The sequence below is a fragment of the Streptomyces sp. Edi2 genome, from assembly GCF_040253635.1.
In the GTDB taxonomy this organism is placed as follows: Bacteria; Actinomycetota; Actinomycetes; order Streptomycetales; family Streptomycetaceae; genus Streptomyces.
This window is the reverse complement of sequence record NZ_JBEJGX010000003.1, coordinates 1,952,204-1,971,032: the sequence shown is the minus strand read 5'-3', so window position 1 is coordinate 1,971,032 and position 18,829 is coordinate 1,952,204. Positions and strand designations below refer to the sequence as shown.

The following is an 18,829-nucleotide window of genomic DNA, read 5'->3' as shown; positions in this document are numbered from 1 at the left end:
AACGCCGTAATTCCCTTCACGGCGCCGAGCGACGGGGCCATTCTTAGCGGCCGGAAATTCCCCCGGCAAAGGTGTGACGTACGATCCGGGTTAGTGGAACCCTGGCGGCTGATATTGCGTCCCGAATAGGACTTTCCCAGCTCACGCAGTAGTGGGTGGTCCACTAACCCGGCTCGTAAGTGACCTGCGTCCTATGCGCGGCGTCACAGTGCGACGGTGTTTGTCTCGCCGGACGTAATTGCAAACGCACAGTCCGTATGCGTCATATCCCCCCTACGACCCGGCGACGGATTCCTGGAATACCCCGTCACGTGGCCCGCCCGGGGTGCGTGCCGCTGCGCACCCACCGCGCCCCGAGCTCAGTCGGGCAGCACGAGATGCAGATCGCCGAATTCGTGCCACAGATAGCGCCGCTGCACCGCCGCCGCATAGGCCCGTCGCAGCGTTTCTCCGTCGGCCGCCACCGCCTGCAGCATCAGCAGATGGGAGGCGGTGGGCTCGTGCAGCCCGGTGAGCAGGCCGTCCACCGCCCGCACCCCGCGCTCCGGTGTGACCACGAGTTCCGTCCAGCCGGCCGCGGCCCGCACCCGCCCGTCCGTGCCGGTCGCCGACTCCAGGGCCCGTACGGCCGTGGTCCCCACCGCCACGATCCGCCCGGCCGGGGCGCCCGGACGCTGCCGCCGCGCCGCCGTCCTGCGCCGGGCCCGCGCGGCGTTCACCAGCCACGCCGTGGCCGGCGGCACCACGAACCGCTCCGCATACGGCGGCTCGAACGCCTCCGCCGAGGCGACCCCCGTATGCAGCGAGACCGGCGCGAACTGCACCCCCTTGCTGACCAGCCGGGCCACCAGCGCGGCGGTGAAGGGCCGGGCGGCACTCGGCATCTCCGCGCTGCCGCCGCCGGGGGAGTCCACCGCGAACACCGTCTGATACGCGTCCAGCGGCTGGTCCCGGTCCGTGTAGCCGTAGCGGATCGGCCGCCCGTGGCGCCGCATCAGCCCGGGCACCTCCGCGCCCGCCACCCGCGCCCACCACAGGCGGGTACTTCCGGGGTCCAGCGGAGCCTCCAGCGTCAGCCGCGCCCCGCCGGGCAGTCGCACCACCGTGCCGGCCGGGCCGCCCGCCCGCGGCACGGTACTGCCCCGCCCGTCCGGACTCCGCAGCTCCACCGCCCAGCAGCCGGCCACCGCCCGTCCCGCCGGGTGCCACCGGTCCGCCCGCGTGGAGAAGTGCACCACCACCGGCTCGCCGCGCCCCCGGCCGTCACCGACCCGGCCGTCCACCGCGGCCGGCAGCGTCCGCGAGGTGTTCACCACCAGCACATCCCCGGCGGCCAGCAGGTCCGGCAGCTCGTCGAAGCCGTGGTGGCCGGTCTCGGCCGCACCCCGGCTCACCATCAGCCGTACCGCGTCCCGGCCGAGGCCCGGTCCCCGCTGCTCGGCCGGGACCGCGGCCGACAGCTCCGCCGGGACCTGCACCGCCTCTACCGCCTCCACCGCCTTCGTGGTCACCGGGAGCCCGCCCCCTCGGACGCGGGTGCCCCGTCGGACGGGCCGGCCCCGGCCGCCGCGTGATACCGCCCGCTAGGGGCCTGGTCGTCCAGCAGGCGCAGCAGTCCGGGGACCACGGTCCCGGGCAGCGGCCGCCCCGAGGTGTCCTCGTCCGGTACGGCGGCCGCGTACAGATCGGTCCGCATGTCACCCGGGTCCACCCACCACACCCGCAGCCCCGGCTCCTCCACCGCGAGCACCGCCGACTGCTGGTCCAGCGCCGCCTTCGTGGCGCCGTACCCGCCCCAGGCCGGGTACGCCTCGACGGCCGCGTCCGAGCTGATGTTGAGCACCGCTCCACCCGCCCGGGCAAATGTCCCTTTCGCCCCGATAGTCGTATCGCTTACCGCTCCAAAAGCGGGCGAATCGGACGATCCGGCATTTCGGTCATTCTCGATGTAAGGGTGCGATTCGTATGTCGCACCATTTCCGACATCCTCTCCATAAGGAGTGTTTCCTATATAGGGGAGAACTTCCTCATACGAGGGCAGGTAGGAGGAATCCCGCAAGAGCGGCAAAGCCTCCTGGACCAGTCCGAGCGGTGCCACCACATTCACCTCCAGTGCCGCCCGCAGCCCGTCCAGCGGATGGTCCGCCAGCCGCGCCAGCGGCTCGGCCCCCAGCACGCTCGCGTTGTTCACCAGCAGATCGAGCCCGCCCAGTGCACCGGCCGCGGCCACCAGCGCCGCCCGGTGCCCCCGGTCCGTCACGTCCCCGGGCAACGCGACCACCCGCACCCCCGTCCCGCGCAGCTCCCGCGCCGCCTCCTCCAGCGGCCCGGCCGACCTGGCGTCCACGACCAGGTCCCACCCCCGTGCCGCCAGCGCCGCGGCGAGTGCCCGGCCCAGTCCCTTCGATGCCCCCGTGATGACCGCCACCGGCATGATCGCGTCCCCTTTCGGTCCGGGCCGGGATCCCGGCCCTGCCCTCACCGTAGGAACGCCGAGGGCCCGTGGACGTCGGGCGCCGGACCTCTGTGGCCAGGGCATTCGCCCTAGGCCGGGGGACGTAGACGGCAGCCGCCGCCGGACCGATACGGCCTGGTCGCCCCGCCGGTACGGTGAGCCCATGACCAATGGACCGGGAGCCGGGATCCCCGCGGTGAGCACCGCGATCCTGGCGATGAGCAGGCATCTGGAGGTGCGCGACGTCCTCAAGACGATCGTGGCCTCGGCCCGCGAGCTGCTGGATGCCGAGTACGCCGCCCTGGGCGTGCCCGACGACCACGGCGGCTTCGCCCAGTTCGTGGTGGACGGCGTCAGCGCCGACCAGTGGAAGGCCATCGGCCCGCTGCCCCGCCAGCACGGCATCCTCGCCGCGATGCTGCACAACGCCACCCCGGAACGGCTCGCCGACGTCCGTGCGGACCCCCGTTTCGGCGGCTGGCCGTCGGCCCACCCGGACATGTCCGACTTCCTCGGCCTGCCGGTCGCCGACGGCGACGAGATCCTCGGCGCCCTCTTCCTGGCGAACAAGCGCTGCCCCAAGCCGGCCGGCGGCTGCGGTTTCACCGAGGAGGACGAGCGGCTGCTCGGGATACTCGCCCAGCACGCCGCCATCGCCCTGACCAACGCCCGCCTCTACGAGCGCAGCCGCGAGCTGACCATCGCCGGGGAGCGCGCCCGCCTCGCCCACGAGCTGCACGACGCGGTCGCCCAGAAGCTCTTCTCGCTCCGCCTCACCGCCCAGGCCGCCACCGCCCTGGTCGACCGCGACCCGGCGCGCGCCAAGGACGAGCTGCACCAGGTCGCCGAGCTGGCCGCGGAGGCCGCCGACGAGCTGCGGGCCGCCGTCATCGAACTGCGCCCCGCCGCTCTGGACGAGGACGGCCTGGTCGCCACCCTGCGCTCCCAGGCCCAGGTCCTGGACCGGGCGCACTCCGCACGCGTCACCTTCGCGGCCCACGGCTTCCGGGCGCTCCCCGCGGCCCAGGAGGAGGCGTTGCTCCGGGTGGCCCAGGAGGCGCTGCACAACGCCTTGCGGCACTCCGGTGCCGGGCAGGTCGAGGTGACCCTCACCCGCAGCGGCCAGGGCGCGCTGCTGCGGATCGCCGACGACGGCTGCGGATTCGACCCCGGCGCGGTCCGCCGGGCCGGCCGCCACCTGGGCCTGGTCTCGATGCGTGACCGCGCGAGCGGCGTCGGCGGAAAGCTCACCGTGGAATCGGAGCCCGGCAAGGGCACCACTGTCGAGATGGAGGTGCCCGGTGGCTGACACGGACAGGAGCGGCGCGATGGGGAATCCCGCGGACGAAGCAGGGGCGGCCTCCGGGCGCACCGCGGACGGCGGCCAGGCGATCCGCGTACTGCTCGTCGACGATCACCAGGTCGTGCGCCGTGGGCTGCGGACGTTCCTGGAGGTCCAGGACGACATCGAGGTGGTGGGGGAGGCCTCCGACGGCGCCGAGGGCATCGCCGCAGCCGAAGAGCTGCGCCCGGACGTCGTCCTGATGGACGTCAAGATGCCCGGCATGGACGGCATCGAGGCGCTCCGCAGGCTGCGCGAACTGGACAACCCCGCCCGGGTGCTGGTGGTCACCAGCTTCACCGAACAGCGCACCGTCGTCCCGGCACTGCGCGCCGGCGCGGCCGGCTACGTCTACAAGGACATCGACCCGGACGCGCTGGCCGGCGCCATTCGCTCCGTCCACGCGGGCCATGTCCTGCTGCAGCCCGAGGTGGCCGGCGCACTGCTGTCCCAGGAGGAGAACAACGGCGGCCAGGGGCGCGGCACTTCCCTCACCGACCGGGAGCGCGAGGTCCTGGGCCTGATCGCGGACGGCCGCTCCAACCGTGAGATCGCCCGGGCGCTGGTGCTGTCCGAGAAGACCGTCAAGACCCATGTCTCCAACATCCTCATGAAGCTGGACCTCGCCGACCGGACGCAGGCCGCACTGTGGGCCGTACGGCACGGCATCGGGGCCTGAACGCCCGTGGGGGAGCACCGGATACGGCGGTGCTCCTCTACCGTCCACACAAGCGGAATGTCGTCTTCAGATCCGAGATTCATACTGTCGTGTAGCCGTAGCCCATTCGGCGTATCCCTTCTCGGCCCGGGCCGTTGTCCAGTGCAGTCGTGGCGGCTGGCCACGGCAACGGCAACGAGGAGCTAGAGAAGTGAAGAACATCAAGCGCGCAGCGGCCATCACGATGGTGGCGAGCGGTCTCGCCCTCGCGGGCGCCGGCGTCGCCTCGGCCCACTCCCCGCAGGCCCAGGGCGGCGCCGTGCACTCCCCGGGAATCGTCTCCGGCAACGTCATCCAGGTCCCGGTGCACGTCCCCGTGAACGCCTGCGGCGTCACCGCCACCGTCATCGGTGCCCTCAACCCCACCTTCGGCAACCCCTGCGTCAACGTCTGATCCCAGGACGTCCGCAGGACCTCGTCCGACCCCCGCGATGCCATGGTCCGCGCGGGTCGGGCCGGACCGGCCCCGTCCTTGCTCGGACGTGCGGCCGGTCCCCCACCCTCCGCCATCGTCTTACGGCCCTGTGCCACCACGTGAGGAACACGCCCCCATGAACACCGCCAAGAAGGCCGCACTCGTCCTCGCCGCCACCGGGATCGCCCTCGGTGCGGCCGCCGGATCCGCCTTCGCGGCCAGTGGCCCGCAGGCCGACGGCACGGCCGTGCTCTCCCCCGGCATCGGCTCGGGCAATCTCGCCCAGGTCCCCGTGCACGTCCCCGTGAACGCCACCGGCAACACCGCCACCGTCATCGGCGCGCTCAACCCCGCCTTCGGCAACGCCACCGCGAACAACTGAGGTTGTCCGAACGGACCGGACGGCTTCGCCTGCCCAGAGGCGTCCGGCCCGTTCGGCGAAGGCCCCGCCGACCACACAATGGTCCGGCGGGGCCGCTTCCGTTCACCCCCGGTGCCGCTCCCTCTCCTCCACCGCGGAGTTGTACGCCGCCACCTGCGCCCGCCGGGCCGTCCGCTCCACCGGCCGCAGCGCCTCGGTGCGGGCCGCGATCTCGGACGAGCTCACCGCCGCACCGTGCTCCCTGCCGTCCCCGCCGGCCTGCTGCGCGATATCGATGAGGGCGCCCACGCGCTGCGCCAGCTCCAATACCCGCACCGCCCGCGGCGGATATCCGGGAGCCAGCACCTGCCGGCCGGCCTCCGCCCGCGCCCGGTACGCCTCCAGCGCCGCCTGCGCCACCGGGCCCGCCCCGGCCACGTCCAGCTTCGAGAGCAGTTCGGTGGCCTCCCGCAGCGCCTGAGCCAGCTCCCGCTCCGCCTCGCCCAGCGAGGGCACGTCGGCCGGCGGCGCCTCCCGCACCGGCAGGCAGCGCCAGACCACCTCCACATGTACATCGGGGCCGGTGCCACCCTCCGGCCCGGCCTCGTACGTCTCCGGAATCAGTCCCAGCCCGGCCCCCGGGGCGAGCACCGCCTCCTCGGCCTCCAGCGCCCGCGCATTGAATTCCGGCGGTCCGCACAGTCCCAGCGGATGCCCGGGAGCCGGCAGGGCCACCTGCAGGCCCCTCGCCCCCAGCGTCCGCAGCCGCCCCAGCGCGAGTGTCAGGCCGACCGGCGCCTCCTCCCCGGGCAGGCCCTCCACGCGGTGCACCGCATCGTCGTCCGCGATCCGGTGCGCGGCTTCATCAGGTGAGACAAGTCCGGCCAAAAGGGCATTTCCCCATGCCGCAAGCCGTCCTGAACGTGGTTCATCGAGCATGGTCCCCAGCCTAGGGAAGAGCACCGACAACGAGTGGCGTAGGTTTGCAGGGGGCTGCGCCTACAGGTGTACGCGACGACCGAGAAGCAATGGGAGACAACGCGCTCATGAGCGATGTGCTGGAGCTGGTGGACGTATCCGTGGTCCGCGAAGGACGGGCTCTGGTGGACCAGGTCTCCTGGTCGGTGAAGGAAGGGGAGCGCTGGGTGATCCTCGGCCCCAACGGCGCCGGCAAGACCACCCTGCTCAACCTCGCCTCCAGCTATCTCTTCCCGAGCTCCGGCTCCGCCTCGATCCTCGGCGAGCAGCTGGGCAGGGTCGACGTCTTCGACCTGCGCCCGCGCATCGGCATCGCCGGCATCGCGCTGGCCGACAAGCTGCCCCGCAGCCAGACCGTCCTGCAGACCGTGCTCACCGCCGCGTACGGCATGACGGCGGGCTGGCAGGAGAGCTACGAGGACATCGACGAGCAGCGCGCCCGCGCCTTCCTCGACCGCCTCGGGATGAACGACTACCTGGACCGGAAGTTCGGCACCCTCTCCGAGGGCGAGCGCAAGCGCACCCTGATCGCCCGCGCCATGATGACCGACCCCGAGCTGCTGCTGCTGGACGAGCCGGCCGCCGGTCTCGACCTCGGCGGCCGCGAGGACCTGGTCCGCCGCCTCGGCCGCCTGGCCCGCGACCCGTACGCCCCCTCGATGATCATGGTCACCCACCACGTCGAGGAGATCGCCCCGGGCTTCACCCACGTCCTGATGATCCGTCAGGGCAAGGTGCTGGCCGCCGGCCCCCTGGAGCTCGAACTCACCTCCAGCAACCTCTCCCACTGCTTCGGCCTCCCGCTGGTCGTCGAGCGCAACGGCAACGACCGCTGGACCGCGCAGGGCCTGCCCCTGACCTGACCGTCCGTCGCGGACCGCCCCCTCCACGAGCCGCCCCTCAACGAGCCGTCCCCCGGCCACCGTCCGGGGATCCGGCCGCGGCACCGCGCGCTTCCGGCCCCTGACCGATCGCGCCCTGTCCCGGGCCGCCCCACGGATCTACCATGAAGCCGTGGATCCATGGGTGTGGTGGCTGATCGCCGCCGTAGGACTGGGCATTCCCCTCGTCGTGACCGCGATGCCCGAATTCGGGATGCTCGCGGTCGGTGCCGTCGCCGGTGCCGTCACCGCGGGCCTCGGTGGCGGCACCGTCCCGCAATTCCTCGTGTTCGCCGCCGTGTCGGTGGCGCTGATCGCCGTCGTGCGCCCCCTCGCCAACCGCCACCGCGGCCAGAGCCCCCAACTCGCCTCCGGCATCGACGCGCTCAAGGGCAGGAGCGCCACGGTCCTGGAGCGGGTCGACGGCGGGGTCGGCGGCCGTATCAAACTCGCGGGTGAGATCTGGTCCGCCCGCTCCCTCGACGGCAGCCAGGTCTACGAGCCCGGCCAACAGGTGGACGTCGTCGAGATCGAAGGCGCCACCGCCGTCGTCATCTGACCCGAACACGCTGCGCGACGAGCCACGACTCTGAAAGACTGATCAATGGCAAGCCGGTCATCCGGCCGGCGCGGACCAGCAACGAAGGGCACGGGAGCCGCTGTGGAACCGATCATCATCGTCCTGATCATCCTGGTGGTGCTCGTGTTCATCGCACTCATCAAAACGATCCAGGTCATCCCACAGGCCAGCGCCGCCATCGTCGAACGCTTCGGCCGCTACACCCGCACCCTCAACGCGGGCCTGAACATCGTCGTCCCGTTCATCGACTCCATCCGCAACCGCATCGACCTCCGCGAACAGGTCGTGCCGTTCCCGCCGCAGCCGGTGATCACCCAGGACAACCTGGTCGTGAACATCGACACCGTCATCTACTACCAGGTGACCGACGCCCGCGCCGCGACCTACGAGGTCGCCAGCTACATCCAGGCCATCGAGCAGCTGACCGTCACCACCCTGCGGAACATCATCGGCGGCATGGACCTGGAGCGGACCCTGACCTCCCGCGAGGAGATCAACGCGGCGCTGCGCGGGGTGCTCGACGAGGCCACCGGCAAGTGGGGCATCCGCGTCAACCGCGTCGAGCTGAAGGCCATCGAGCCGCCGACCTCCATCCAGGACTCGATGGAGAAGCAGATGCGCGCCGACCGTGACAAGCGCGCCGCCATCCTCCAGGCCGAAGGTGTCCGGCAGTCCCAGATCCTCACCGCCGAGGGTGAGAAGCAGTCCTCGATCCTGCGCGCCGAGGGTGAGGCCAAGGCCGCGGCCCTGCGCGCCGAGGGTGAGGCCCAGGCGATCCGGGTGGTCTTCGAGTCGATCCACGCCGGTGACCCGGACCAGAAGCTGCTCTCCTACCAGTACCTCCAGATGCTCCCGAAGATCGCCGAAGGCGACGCCAACAAGCTCTGGATCGTGCCGAGCGAGATCGGCGACGCCCTCAAGGGCCTCGGCGGCGCCCTCGGCAACTTCACCCCGCCGACCGGTGGCGGCTCCATCCCCAAGCCCAGCTCGCCGAACCGCGAAGCACCCCCGATCGACTGACCCCCCCGATCGGCCGACACCGCCGGGCCCTGGTGCATGATCGGGCGGAACCGTACCGCTCATGCACGGGGGGATCCGCGTGACCATCTGGGAAGCCATCGCCATCTTCGCCGCCGGAATCGGCGCCGGCACGATCAACACCGTCGTCGGGTCCGGCACCCTGATCACCTTCCCGGTGCTGCTCGCCTTCGGCGTGCCACCCGTCACCGCCAATGTGTCCAACACCCTTGGCCTGGTGCCCGGTTCGATCAGCGGAGCCATCGGCTACCGCCGCGAACTCGCCGGCCAGCGCAGCCGGATCCTCCGCTTCGGCCTCGTCGCCCTCCTCGGGGGCCTGGCCGGCGCGATCCTGCTGCTCGCACTGCCCTCGAAGGCCTTCGACGCGATCGTCCCCGCCCTGATCGCCGTCGCGCTGGTACTCGTCATCGTCCAGCCCAAGCTGGCCGCCGCACTCCGCGCCCGCCGCGAGCGCAACGGCACCACCCCCCACCCCGACGGTGGCCTCGCCCTGCCGGCCGGCCTGCTCGTCGCCAGCGCCTACGGGGGCTACTTCGGCGCCGCCCAGGGCGTGCTCTACCTCTCCCTGATGGGGCTGCTGCTCTCCGAGGACCTGCAGCGGCTCAACGCCCTCAAGAACGTCCTCGCCGCGATCGTGAACGGCGTCGCCGCGGTCTTCTTCCTCTTCGTGGCGCACTTCGACTGGGCCGCCGTCGGCCTGATCGCAGTCGGGTCCGCCCTCGGCGGCCAGGTCGGCGCGAAGGTGGGACGCCGTCTGCCCCCCACCGCCCTGCGCGCCATCATCGTCATCGTCGGCCTGCTGGCCATCGCCCAACTCGTCCTCAAATAAGGCGAGTCGGGCGACCGCCCGGTACCCGGTGGCCCGGTGCCCGGCGGGCGGGGCGGCCGCGCCCTACGCAGGAAGCGCCAGCCACTCCGGCAGCCCCTCCCGCACCGACACCCCCAGCGTCGACAGCAGCGCATCGGCCGGCGTCGGCTCGAAGGGCCGCCGCAGCAGCTGCATCCCCGCCTGCTCGGGCGTCCGGTCCGCCTTGCGGTGATTGTCCTCCGCGCACGAGGCAACGGTATTCAGCCAGGTGTCCCCGCCCCCGTGCGACCGCGGCACGACATGGTCCACGGTCGTCGCCCGGCGCCCGCAGTACGCACACCGGTACTGGTCACGCACCAGTACCCCGCGCCGCGACCAGGCCGCCCGTTGTCGGAACGGCACCCGTACGTACCGGCAGAGTCTGATCACCTGCGGCACCGGTACGTCCACCGCGGCGGCCCGGATCCGCAGCCCCGGGTGAGCGTGTTCGATGACCGCTTTGTCCTGCATGACCAGCACCACCGCACGCCGCAGCGACACCGTCGACAGCGGCTCGAAGCTCGCATTGAGCACCAGCGTCTCGCGCATCCCGCCCACCTCCCGGACCCGCTCCGCCCCCGCGGCGAAGCTGCTCCACTGTGCAGCGGCAGGTATTCCCCGAACAACGCAATTTCCGCATGCCACAAGGGAAATGGAGGACGATCAGGAGATGAAAAAAGAGCTGACCGGCGCCGCCGGACGGGCCGCAGAAATGAGTGTGCTCCGGGTCCCACCCCCGTGAATTACCGGGACCCGGAGCGAACGGCAGCCGATGAGGACACCCGCGACACGAACGGGCTCCGGCGAACAGCGGGCGACACACCTGCGCCCCGCCGCTCCCGCCACTGCGGTACCTGCTGCCCGCCGCCCCTTTTACGGGCGGCGGCACGGCAACCACTGTCGTGTGGGAAGCGCCGGGGCGCAACGGAATTACGGCGCTCAGCCCGCCGCGGGAATCTCGTACTCGGCGATCAGCTGAGCCCGCCCGAGCGTGTGGAACCGCAGATTGAAGCCCACCACCGCCGGCGAGGCATCCCCGTCCGGACCGAGCTTTTCCTGGTCCACCGCGTACACCGTGAACACATAGCGGTGCGGACCGTCCCCGGGCGGCGGCGCGGCGCCCCCGAAGTCCCGCGTCCCGTAGTCGTTACGGACATGTACGGCACCCTCGGGCAGCCCCTTCATCTCCCCGGACCCGGCACCGGCCGGCAGCTCCGTCACCGACGCCGGAATGTCGAACAGCGACCAGTGCCAGAAACCACTGCCCGTCGGCGCGTCCGGGTCGTAGCAGGTGACGGCGTAGCTCTTCGTCCCCGCGGGCGCACCCTCCCACCGCAGTTGCGGCGAACGGTTCCCCTCGGCGAACACCTGCTCGGGCCGCAGCGTCCCGCCCGGCTCCACCTCGTCGCTCAGCGCCGTGAACTCCGGCACCGGCGGATGGAAATCGTGCGGGAGCGGCCGCCGCTTCGGCTCGGACACTGCAACACCTCCTGGTCGCTTGCTGACACCTGTCCGGCCAGGTTAGAGCCAGTTCCGCTTACCGCCGACCTCCGCCAGCCACTGGTTGAGGTAACCCGCCCAGTCGGTCCCCTCGAAGTCGTTCAGCCCGACCGTGAACGACCGGTAGGTGTCCGACCCCTCGCTGAACAGACCGGGCTTCTTGTCCATCTCCAGGACGACGTCCATCTCCCGGTCGTCCGCCACGAACGACAGCTCGACCTGGTTCAGGCCCCGGTACTGCTGCGGCGCGTGGAACTCGATCTCCTGGTAGAAGGGGAGCCGCTGTCGCGTTCCCCTGATGTGCCCCTGCTCGAGATCAGCGGCCTTGAAACGGAAACCCAGCCGCCCGAACGCGTCGAGGATCGCCTGCTGCGCCGGCAGCGGATGCACATTCACCGGATCCAGGTCGCCGGAGTCCACCGCCCGCGCGATCGCCAGCTCCGTCGTCACCCCGACGTTCATCCCGTGCAGATGCGTCCCCAGGAACGTGGTGATCGGCGTCTCCCACGGGATCTCCAGCCCGAACGGCACGGTGTGCGCCGCACCCGGCTGCACCGCAAAGGCACCGCCCAGCTGCACCTTGGTGAACTCGATGTTGCGCTTGTACTCCTCGTCGCCGCTCTCGACCTCGACCCGCGCCTGCAGTCCGACGGACAGCCCCTGGATGTCCTGGGCCACGGACCCGCCCTGGATCCGCACCTCACCCTGTACGACCCCACCCGGGACGACGTTCTCCTCAAAGAGCACCGTCTCCACCGACGCACCCCCGGCGCCCAGGCTCGCCAGCAGCTTCTTGAATCCCATGCTCGTCCTCCCCAGGCGGAACGCCTGTGCTGTGTAGTGCGCGCCGAGCTCTCGGCTTGATCCCTACGCACGCGAAACCGTACGACCCGGTTCCACGGCCCACACTTTCCCAACCCCGGGGTCCCCATGGCCAGCCGGCCTCCCCAACGGCTGCACTACTCTCGGTCCGCATGACCGACGTACCGGAACGTATGCCGCTCACCCACGACTTCTTCGACCGTCCCGTGGTGGACGTGGCCCCCGACCTGCTGGGCCGCATCCTTTGCCGCAACACCCCGGACGGTCCGATCGAACTCCGTCTCACCGAGGTCGAGGCGTACGACGGCGACACCGATCCCGGCTCCCACGCCTACCGAGGCCGCACCGCGCGCAACGCCACCATGTTCGGCCCGCCCGGTCATGCGTACGTCTACTTCATCTACGGGATGTGGTTCAGCCTCAACGCGGTCTGCGGTCCCGAGGACAAAGCGAGCGGTGTCCTCCTGCGTGCCGGGGAGATCCTTACCGGCGCCTCCCTGGCGGCCACCCGCCGTCCCAAGGCCCGCAACACCAACGAACTGGCCAAGGGCCCGGCCCGCCTGGCCACCGCCCTCGACATCGACCGCACCCTCGACGGCACCGACCTGTGCAGCAACGCCACCGCCCCCCTCTCCGTCCTGCACGGCCGCCCGCCCGCTCCCGAGCTGGTACGCAGCGGCCCGCGCACCGGCGTCGGCGGCGGCGGAGCCGACCACCCCTGGCGCTACTGGATCGCGGACGATCCCACGGTCAGCCCCTACCGCCCCCACACCCCCCGGCGCCGCGCCACCACCGCTACTTGACTCTGTGTCGCCGACCGCCTAACGTGGCCCGAGCCGCTGGAGACGGGCAGCGCTATTTGCGCAGACCGCCAGGCGGCACAACCAACTACTCCGATCGACTCCCTAATGGGTCCTATTTCGCGTTGCCGAAATTTGATCCGGGCGCCTCAATTATGAGTCGCCGGGGTAAGCCGCTAAAGTAGTAACCACGCCGAAAGGGCCGCAGTGAATAACTGCCCCACGGCGGACCTCCGACGAATATCGGAACCGGAATCGAAAGAATCCGGGTCTGCTAGAGTCGGAAAGGCCGGAAAGCGAAAGCTGGACGGCCGACCCGCTCCAACAGGGAGCCGGAGACGGAAACGGATCTGGTAAGGTTGGAAACGCGAAGAAGCCGAAAGGCGGAAACGCACCGGCGAAAATCGGGCCCGCAAGGATCTGATAGAGTCGGAAACGCAAGACCGAAGGGAAGCGCCCGGAGATCCTGGTGAAACAGGAACAAAGGAAGCGTCCGTTCCTTGAGAACTCAACAGCGTGCCAAAAGTCAACGCCAGATATGTTGATACCCCGTCGACCGGAAACATCCGGGAGATGAGGTTCCTTTGAAAAAGTCCATCACGGCCCATGCGGTCGGGGTGGCACACACAGCGAGGACGCTGTGAACGACCGGACTTATTCCGTCTGGTTGTTCCGCTCTCGTGTGTGTTCACCGGATTACCGGTAAACATTCACGGAGAGTTTGATCCTGGCTCAGGACGAACGCTGGCGGCGTGCTTAACACATGCAAGTCGAACGATGAACCTCCTTCGGGAGGGGATTAGTGGCGAACGGGTGAGTAACACGTGGGCAATCTGCCCTTCACTCTGGGACAAGCCCTGGAAACGGGGTCTAATACCGGATACGACTACCGACCGCATGGTCTGGTGGTGGAAAGCTCCGGCGGTGAAGGATGAGCCCGCGGCCTATCAGCTTGTTGGTGGGGTGATGGCCTACCAAGGCGACGACGGGTAGCCGGCCTGAGAGGGCGACCGGCCACACTGGGACTGAGACACGGCCCAGACTCCTACGGGAGGCAGCAGTGGGGAATATTGCACAATGGGCGAAAGCCTGATGCAGCGACGCCGCGTGAGGGATGACGGCCTTCGGGTTGTAAACCTCTTTCAGCAGGGAAGAAGCGAGAGTGACGGTACCTGCAGAAGAAGCGCCGGCTAACTACGTGCCAGCAGCCGCGGTAATACGTAGGGCGCAAGCGTTGTCCGGAATTATTGGGCGTAAAGAGCTCGTAGGCGGCTTGTCACGTCGGATGTGAAAGCCCGGGGCTTAACCCCGGGTCTGCATTCGATACGGGCAGGCTAGAGTTCGGTAGGGGAGATCGGAATTCCTGGTGTAGCGGTGAAATGCGCAGATATCAGGAGGAACACCGGTGGCGAAGGCGGATCTCTGGGCCGATACTGACGCTGAGGAGCGAAAGCGTGGGGAGCGAACAGGATTAGATACCCTGGTAGTCCACGCCGTAAACGTTGGGAACTAGGTGTGGGCGACATTCCACGTCGTCCGTGCCGCAGCTAACGCATTAAGTTCCCCGCCTGGGGAGTACGGCCGCAAGGCTAAAACTCAAAGGAATTGACGGGGGCCCGCACAAGCAGCGGAGCATGTGGCTTAATTCGACGCAACGCGAAGAACCTTACCAAGGCTTGACATACACCGGAAACGTCTGGAGACAGGCGCCCCCTTGTGGTCGGTGTACAGGTGGTGCATGGCTGTCGTCAGCTCGTGTCGTGAGATGTTGGGTTAAGTCCCGCAACGAGCGCAACCCTTGTTCTGTGTTGCCAGCATGCCCTTCGGGGTGATGGGGACTCACAGGAGACTGCCGGGGTCAACTCGGAGGAAGGTGGGGACGACGTCAAGTCATCATGCCCCTTATGTCTTGGGCTGCACACGTGCTACAATGGCCGGTACAATGAGCTGCGATACCGCGAGGTGGAGCGAATCTCAAAAAGCCGGTCTCAGTTCGGATTGGGGTCTGCAACTCGACCCCATGAAGTCGGAGTTGCTAGTAATCGCAGATCAGCATTGCTGCGGTGAATACGTTCCCGGGCCTTGTACACACCGCCCGTCACGTCACGAAAGTCGGTAACACCCGAAGCCGGTGGCCCAACCCCTTGTGGGAGGGAATCGTCGAAGGTGGGACTGGCGATTGGGACGAAGTCGTAACAAGGTAGCCGTACCGGAAGGTGCGGCTGGATCACCTCCTTTCTAAGGAGCACTTCTTACTCGGACTTGTCCGGGTCAGAGGCCAGTACATCAGCGAATGTCTGATGCTGGTTGCTCATGGGTGGAACGTTGACTATTCGGCACACTCGGTTGGTTGTCACTAGTACTGCTTCGGCGTGGAACGTGGGGATTGATGGAGTGGGCCGGGCACGTTGTTGGGTATCTGAGGGTACGGACCGTTGAGTCTGGACCTTCGCGATGCCGGCCCCAGTGAACTCAGCCTTCGGGTTGGGGTGGTGGGTGGCTGGTCGTTGCTTGAGAACTGCACAGTGGACGCGAGCATCTGTGGCCAAGTTTTTAAGGGCGCACGGTGGATGCCTTGGTACCAGGAACCGATGAAGGACGTGGGAGGCCACGATAGGCCCCGGGGAGCTGTCAACCAAGCTTTGATCCGGGGGTGTCCGAATGGGGAAACCCGGCAGTCGTCATGGGCTGTCACCCGCTGCTGAACACATAGGCAGTGTGGAGGGAACGCGGGGAAGTGAAACATCTCAGTACCCGCAGGAAGAGAAAACAACCGTGATTCCGGGAGTAGTGGCGAGCGAAACCGGATGAGGCCAAACCAGTCACGTGTGATACCCGGCAGGGGTTGCGTGGTTGGGGTTGTGGGAGTTCTCTTTTGCAGTCTGCCGGCTGTGAGACGAGTCAGAAACCGTTGATGTAGGCGAAGGACATGCGAAAGGTCCGGCGTAGAGGGTAAGACCCCCGTAGCTGAAACATTAGCGGCTCGTTTGAGAACCACCCAAGTAGCACGGGGCCCGAGAAATCCCGTGTGAATCTGGCGGGACCACCCGTTAAGCCTAAATATTCCCTGGTGACCGATAGCGGATAGTACCGTGAGGGAATGGTGAAAAGTACCGCGGGAGCGGAGTGAAATAGTACCTGAAACCGTGTGCCTACAAGCCGTGGGAGCGTCGCTGTATGTGCTTGCACATGCAGTCGTGACTGCGTGCCTTTTGAAGAATGAGCCTGCGAGTTTGCGGTATGTTGCGAGGTTAACCCGTGTGGGGAAGCCGTAGCGAAAGCGAGTCCGAATAGGGCGTTGAGTAGCGTGCCCAAGACCCGAAGCGGAGTGATCTAGCCATGGGCAGGTTGAAGCGGAGGTAAGACTTCGTGGAGGACCGAACCCACCAGGGTTGAAAACCTGGGGGATGACCTGTGGTTAGGGGTGAAAGGCCAATCAAACTCCGTGATAGCTGGTTCTCCCCGAAATGCATTTAGGTGCAGCGTCGTGTGTTTCTTGCCGGAGGTAGAGCACTGGATAGGCGATGGGCCCTACCGGGTTACTGACCTTAGCCAAACTCCGAATGCCGGTAAGTGAGAGCGCGGCAGTGAGACTGTGGGGGATAAGCTCCATGGTCGAGAGGGAAACAGCCCAGAGCATCGACTAAGGCCCCTAAGCGTGTGCTAAGTGGGAAAGGATGTGGAGTCGCAGAGACAACCAGGAGGTTGGCTTAGAAGCAGCCACCCTTGAAAGAGTGCGTAATAGCTCACTGGTCAAGTGATTCCGCGCCGACAATGTAGCGGGGCTCAAGCACACCGCCGAAGTCGTGTCATTGCAGCATGAGGACCAACGTCCGTTGTGATGGGTAGGGGAGCGTCGTGTGCCGGGTGAAGCAGCCGTGGAAACGAGTTGTGGACGGTTCACGAGTGAGAATGCAGGCATGAGTAGCGATACACACGTGGGAAACGTGTGCGCCGATTGACTAAGGGTTCCTGGGTCAAGCTGATCTGCCCAGGGTAAGTCGGGACCTAAGGCGAGGCCGACAGGCGTAGTCGATGGACAACCGGTTGATATTCCGGTACCCGCTTTGAAACGCCCAGTATCGAATCCATTAATGCTAAGGCCGTGAAGCCGGCCTGGAGTCTTCGGACAAAGGGACGTGGTGGAGCCGCCGATCCAAGGTGGTAGTAGGTAAGCGATGGGGTGACGCAGGAAGGTAGTCCAGCCCGGGCGGTGGTTGTCCCGGGGTAAGGGTGTAGCCCGTCATCTAGGCAAATCCGGATGACATGCAGGGTGAGACCTGATGCCGAGCCGATTGTGGTGAAGTGGATGATCCTATGCTGTCGAGAAAAGCCTCTAGCGAGTTTCATGGCGGCCCGTACCCTAAACCGACTCAGGTGGTCAGGTAGAGAATACCGAGGCGTTCGGGTGAACTATGGTTAAGGAACTCGGCAAAATGCCCCCGTAACTTCGGGAGAAGGGGGGCCATTGCTGGTGATGAGTCTTGCACTCTGAGCTGGTGGTGGCCGCAGAGACCAGCGAGAAGCGACTGTTTACTAAAAACACAGGTCCGTGCGAAGCCGTAAGGCGATGTATACGGACTGACGCCTGCCCGGTGCTGGAACGTTAAGGGGACCGGTTAGTCACATTTCGGTGTGGCGAAGCTGAGAACTTAAGCGCCAGTAAACGGCGGTGGTAACTATAACCATCCTAAGGTAGCGAAATTCCTTGTCGGGTAAGTTCCGACCTGCACGAATGGCGTAACGACTTCTCGACTGTCTCAACCATAGGCCCGGTGAAATTGCATTACGAGTAAAGATGCTCGTTTCGCGCAGCAGGACGGAAAGACCCCGGGACCTTTACTATAGCTTGATATTGGTGTTCGGTTCGGCTTGTGTAGGATAGGTGGGAGACTTTGAAGCAGCCACGCCAGTGGTTGTGGAGTCATTGTTGAAATACCACTCTGGTCGTGCTGGATGTCTAACCTGGGTCCGTGATCCGGATCAGGGACAGTGTCTGGTGGGTAGTTTAACTGGGGCGGTTGCCTCCTAAAGAGTAACGGAGGCGCCCAAAGGTTCCCTCAGCCTGGTTGGCAATCAGGTGTTGAGTGTAAGTGCACAAGGGAGCTTGACTGTGAGACTGACGGGTCGAGCAGGTACGAAAGTAGGGACTAGTGATCCGGCGGTGGCTTGTGGAAGCGCCGTCGCTCAACGGATAAAAGGTACCCCGGGGATAACAGGCTGATCTTCCCCAAGAGTCCATATCGACGGGATGGTTTGGCACCTCGATGTCGGCTCGTCGCATCCTGGGGCTGGAGTCGGTCCCAAGGGTTGGGCTGTTCGCCCATTAAAGCGGTACGCGAGCTGGGTTTAGAACGTCGTGAGACAGTTCGGTCCCTATCCGCTGTGCGCGTAGGAGTATTGAGAAGGGCTGTCCCTAGTACGAGAGGACCGGGACGGACGAACCTCTGGTGTGCCAGTTGTCCTGCCAAGGGCATGGCTGGTTGGCTACGTTCGGAAAGGATAACCGCTGAAAGCATCTAAGCGGGAAGCCTGCTTCGAGATGAGTACTCCCACCCCCTTTGAGGGGTTAAGGCTCCCAGTAGACGACTGGGTTGATAGGCCAGATATGGAAGCCTGGTAACGGGTGGAGTTGACTGGTACTAATAGGCCGAGGGCTTGTCCTCAGTTGCTCGCGTCCACTGTGTGGTTCCCGGGTTGCGAACAGTCGCAATCGCTGGTTGAACCAAGTTTCACTTCAATTAACTGAAGAGTGTGCTTGTTCGCTAGAACCCGATAGGGTTTCGGTGGTCATAGCGTTAGGGAAACGCCCGGTTACATTCCGAACCCGGAAGCTAAGCCTTTCCGCGCCGATGGTACTGCAGGGGGGACCCTGTGGGAGAGTAGGACGCCGCCGAACAATCTTTCAGGACCCTTGGTCCCAGCGTTCACGCTGGGACCAAGGGTCCTTTTTGTTTTTATGCCGAAGCGCGCCGAAGTCATCGGTGCGTGAGAATGAATGCAGTACCGAAGACAGGAGTCACGTCGATGTCCACCAACTCTTCCGACGATCGTTCGGAGCGCCGGCCGCAGCGGCGCGACGACGGCGACCG

The 18,829-nt window shown here is 66.9% G+C and carries 15 protein-coding genes and 3 rRNA genes; 12 read left to right on the top strand and 6 right to left on the bottom strand.

Features of this window, described 5'->3' with window-relative positions; all coding sequences use genetic code 11:
- Nucleotides 1-359: 359 nt before the first annotated feature.
- Nucleotides 360-1,511 (bottom strand): S-adenosylmethionine:tRNA ribosyltransferase-isomerase, encoded by a 1,152-nt coding sequence (locus ABR737_RS12150; RefSeq protein WP_502964309.1) that lies wholly within the window; start codon nt 1,509-1,511, stop codon nt 360-362.
- Nucleotides 1,508-2,434, bottom strand: coding sequence for an SDR family NAD(P)-dependent oxidoreductase (locus ABR737_RS12145; protein ID WP_350250193.1), 927 nt, complete (start codon nt 2,432-2,434; stop codon nt 1,508-1,510). The genes ABR737_RS12150 and ABR737_RS12145 overlap by 4 nt, the downstream gene beginning before the upstream one ends.
- A gap of 184 nt (nt 2,435-2,618) precedes the next feature.
- Between ABR737_RS12145 and ABR737_RS12140 the strand changes: the two genes are divergently transcribed.
- The 4 genes from ABR737_RS12140 to ABR737_RS12125 all read left to right on the top strand — a co-directional run bounded on the left by ABR737_RS12140 (nt 2,619) and on the right by ABR737_RS12125 (nt 5,312).
- Entirely contained in the window at nt 2,619-3,764 is a 1,146-nt protein-coding gene (locus ABR737_RS12140) for a GAF domain-containing sensor histidine kinase (RefSeq protein ID WP_350250192.1), read from the top strand.
- Nucleotides 3,765-3,783: 19 nt separating this feature from the next.
- Complete coding sequence (locus ABR737_RS12135) at nt 3,784-4,476, top strand: response regulator (protein ID WP_350256760.1); 693 nt, start codon at nt 3,784-3,786, stop codon at nt 4,474-4,476.
- 190 nt (nt 4,477-4,666) lie between these two features.
- A complete protein-coding gene (locus ABR737_RS12130; protein WP_350250191.1) occupies nt 4,667-4,909 on the top strand; it encodes a chaplin in 243 nt (80 codons plus the stop codon).
- A gap of 157 nt (nt 4,910-5,066) precedes the next feature.
- Nucleotides 5,067-5,312 (top strand): chaplin, encoded by a 246-nt coding sequence (locus tag ABR737_RS12125; protein ID WP_350250190.1) that lies wholly within the window; start codon nt 5,067-5,069, stop codon nt 5,310-5,312.
- A 102-nt stretch (nt 5,313-5,414) separates the two neighbouring features.
- On the opposite strand, the gene ABR737_RS12120 is transcribed toward ABR737_RS12125, so the two are convergent.
- On the bottom strand, nt 5,415-6,230 hold the full coding sequence (locus ABR737_RS12120; RefSeq protein WP_350250189.1) for an Rv1486c family protein: 816 nt from the start codon (nt 6,228-6,230) through the stop codon (nt 5,415-5,417).
- A 107-nt stretch (nt 6,231-6,337) separates the two neighbouring features.
- Here ABR737_RS12120 and ABR737_RS12115 point away from each other — a divergent pair, with 107 nt between their 5' ends.
- The 4 genes from ABR737_RS12115 (at nt 6,338) to ABR737_RS12100 (ending at nt 9,597) form a co-directional block, all read left to right on the top strand.
- Nucleotides 6,338-7,132 (top strand): ABC transporter ATP-binding protein, encoded by a 795-nt coding sequence (locus ABR737_RS12115; RefSeq protein WP_311626890.1) that lies wholly within the window; start codon nt 6,338-6,340, stop codon nt 7,130-7,132.
- A gap of 163 nt (nt 7,133-7,295) precedes the next feature.
- A complete protein-coding gene (locus ABR737_RS12110) occupies nt 7,296-7,709 on the top strand; it encodes an NfeD family protein (RefSeq protein WP_350256759.1) in 414 nt (137 codons plus the stop codon).
- A 102-nt stretch (nt 7,710-7,811) separates the two neighbouring features.
- A complete protein-coding gene (locus tag ABR737_RS12105) occupies nt 7,812-8,750 on the top strand; it encodes an SPFH domain-containing protein (protein WP_030087611.1) in 939 nt (312 codons plus the stop codon).
- 79 nt (nt 8,751-8,829) lie between these two features.
- On the top strand, nt 8,830-9,597 hold the full coding sequence (locus ABR737_RS12100) for a sulfite exporter TauE/SafE family protein (RefSeq protein WP_350250188.1): 768 nt from the start codon (nt 8,830-8,832) through the stop codon (nt 9,595-9,597).
- A gap of 63 nt (nt 9,598-9,660) precedes the next feature.
- Here ABR737_RS12100 and ABR737_RS12095 read toward each other — a convergent pair whose 3' ends face one another.
- The 3 genes from ABR737_RS12095 to ABR737_RS12085 form a co-directional block, all read right to left on the bottom strand.
- Nucleotides 9,661-10,164 carry an HNH endonuclease gene (locus ABR737_RS12095; protein ID WP_350250187.1) on the bottom strand — a complete coding sequence of 168 codons (504 nt, stop codon included), beginning with the start codon at nt 10,162-10,164 and terminating at the stop codon, nt 9,661-9,663.
- A 390-nt stretch (nt 10,165-10,554) separates the two neighbouring features.
- Nucleotides 10,555-11,094 carry a YbhB/YbcL family Raf kinase inhibitor-like protein gene (locus tag ABR737_RS12090; protein WP_350250186.1) on the bottom strand — a complete coding sequence of 180 codons (540 nt, stop codon included), beginning with the start codon at nt 11,092-11,094 and terminating at the stop codon, nt 10,555-10,557.
- A 42-nt stretch (nt 11,095-11,136) separates the two neighbouring features.
- Nucleotides 11,137-11,919 carry a sporulation protein gene (locus tag ABR737_RS12085; protein WP_350250185.1) on the bottom strand — a complete coding sequence of 261 codons (783 nt, stop codon included), beginning with the start codon at nt 11,917-11,919 and terminating at the stop codon, nt 11,137-11,139.
- 170 nt (nt 11,920-12,089) lie between these two features.
- Here ABR737_RS12085 and ABR737_RS12080 point away from each other — a divergent pair, with 170 nt between their 5' ends.
- From ABR737_RS12080 to rrf, 4 genes are all read left to right on the top strand, one after another.
- Nucleotides 12,090-12,740: a DNA-3-methyladenine glycosylase gene (locus ABR737_RS12080; protein WP_350250184.1), complete on the top strand. Its 651-nt coding sequence runs from the start codon at nt 12,090-12,092 to the stop codon at nt 12,738-12,740.
- Nucleotides 12,741-13,446: 706 nt separating this feature from the next.
- Nucleotides 13,447-14,975 (top strand): 16S ribosomal RNA (locus ABR737_RS12075).
- 305 nt (nt 14,976-15,280) lie between these two features.
- A 23S ribosomal RNA gene (locus ABR737_RS12070) occupies nt 15,281-18,403 on the top strand.
- 116 nt (nt 18,404-18,519) lie between these two features.
- A 5S ribosomal RNA gene (gene rrf, locus ABR737_RS12065) occupies nt 18,520-18,636 on the top strand.
- Together the 16S, 23S and 5S rRNA genes form the textbook arrangement of a ribosomal RNA operon.
- Nucleotides 18,637-18,829: the final 193 nt, after the last annotated feature.

Coding starts and splice junctions, on each gene's coding strand:
- ABR737_RS12120 (WP_350250189.1), bottom strand. CDS start 6,230: ATGCTCGATGAACCACGTTCAGGACGGCTTGCGGCATGGGGAAATGCC.
- ABR737_RS12135 (WP_350256760.1), top strand. CDS start 3,784: ATGGGGAATCCCGCGGACGAAGCAGGGGCGGCCTCCGGGCGCACCGCG.
- ABR737_RS12085 (WP_350250185.1), bottom strand. CDS start 11,919: ATGGGATTCAAGAAGCTGCTGGCGAGCCTGGGCGCCGGGGGTGCGTCG.
- ABR737_RS12095 (WP_350250187.1), bottom strand. CDS start 10,164: ATGCGCGAGACGCTGGTGCTCAATGCGAGCTTCGAGCCGCTGTCGACG.
- ABR737_RS12080 (WP_350250184.1), top strand. CDS start 12,090: ATGACCGACGTACCGGAACGTATGCCGCTCACCCACGACTTCTTCGAC.
- ABR737_RS12125 (WP_350250190.1), top strand. CDS start 5,067: ATGAACACCGCCAAGAAGGCCGCACTCGTCCTCGCCGCCACCGGGATC.
- ABR737_RS12140 (WP_350250192.1), top strand. CDS start 2,619: ATGACCAATGGACCGGGAGCCGGGATCCCCGCGGTGAGCACCGCGATC.
- ABR737_RS12115 (WP_311626890.1), top strand. CDS start 6,338: ATGAGCGATGTGCTGGAGCTGGTGGACGTATCCGTGGTCCGCGAAGGA.
- ABR737_RS12145 (WP_350250193.1), bottom strand. CDS start 2,434: ATGCCGGTGGCGGTCATCACGGGGGCATCGAAGGGACTGGGCCGGGCA.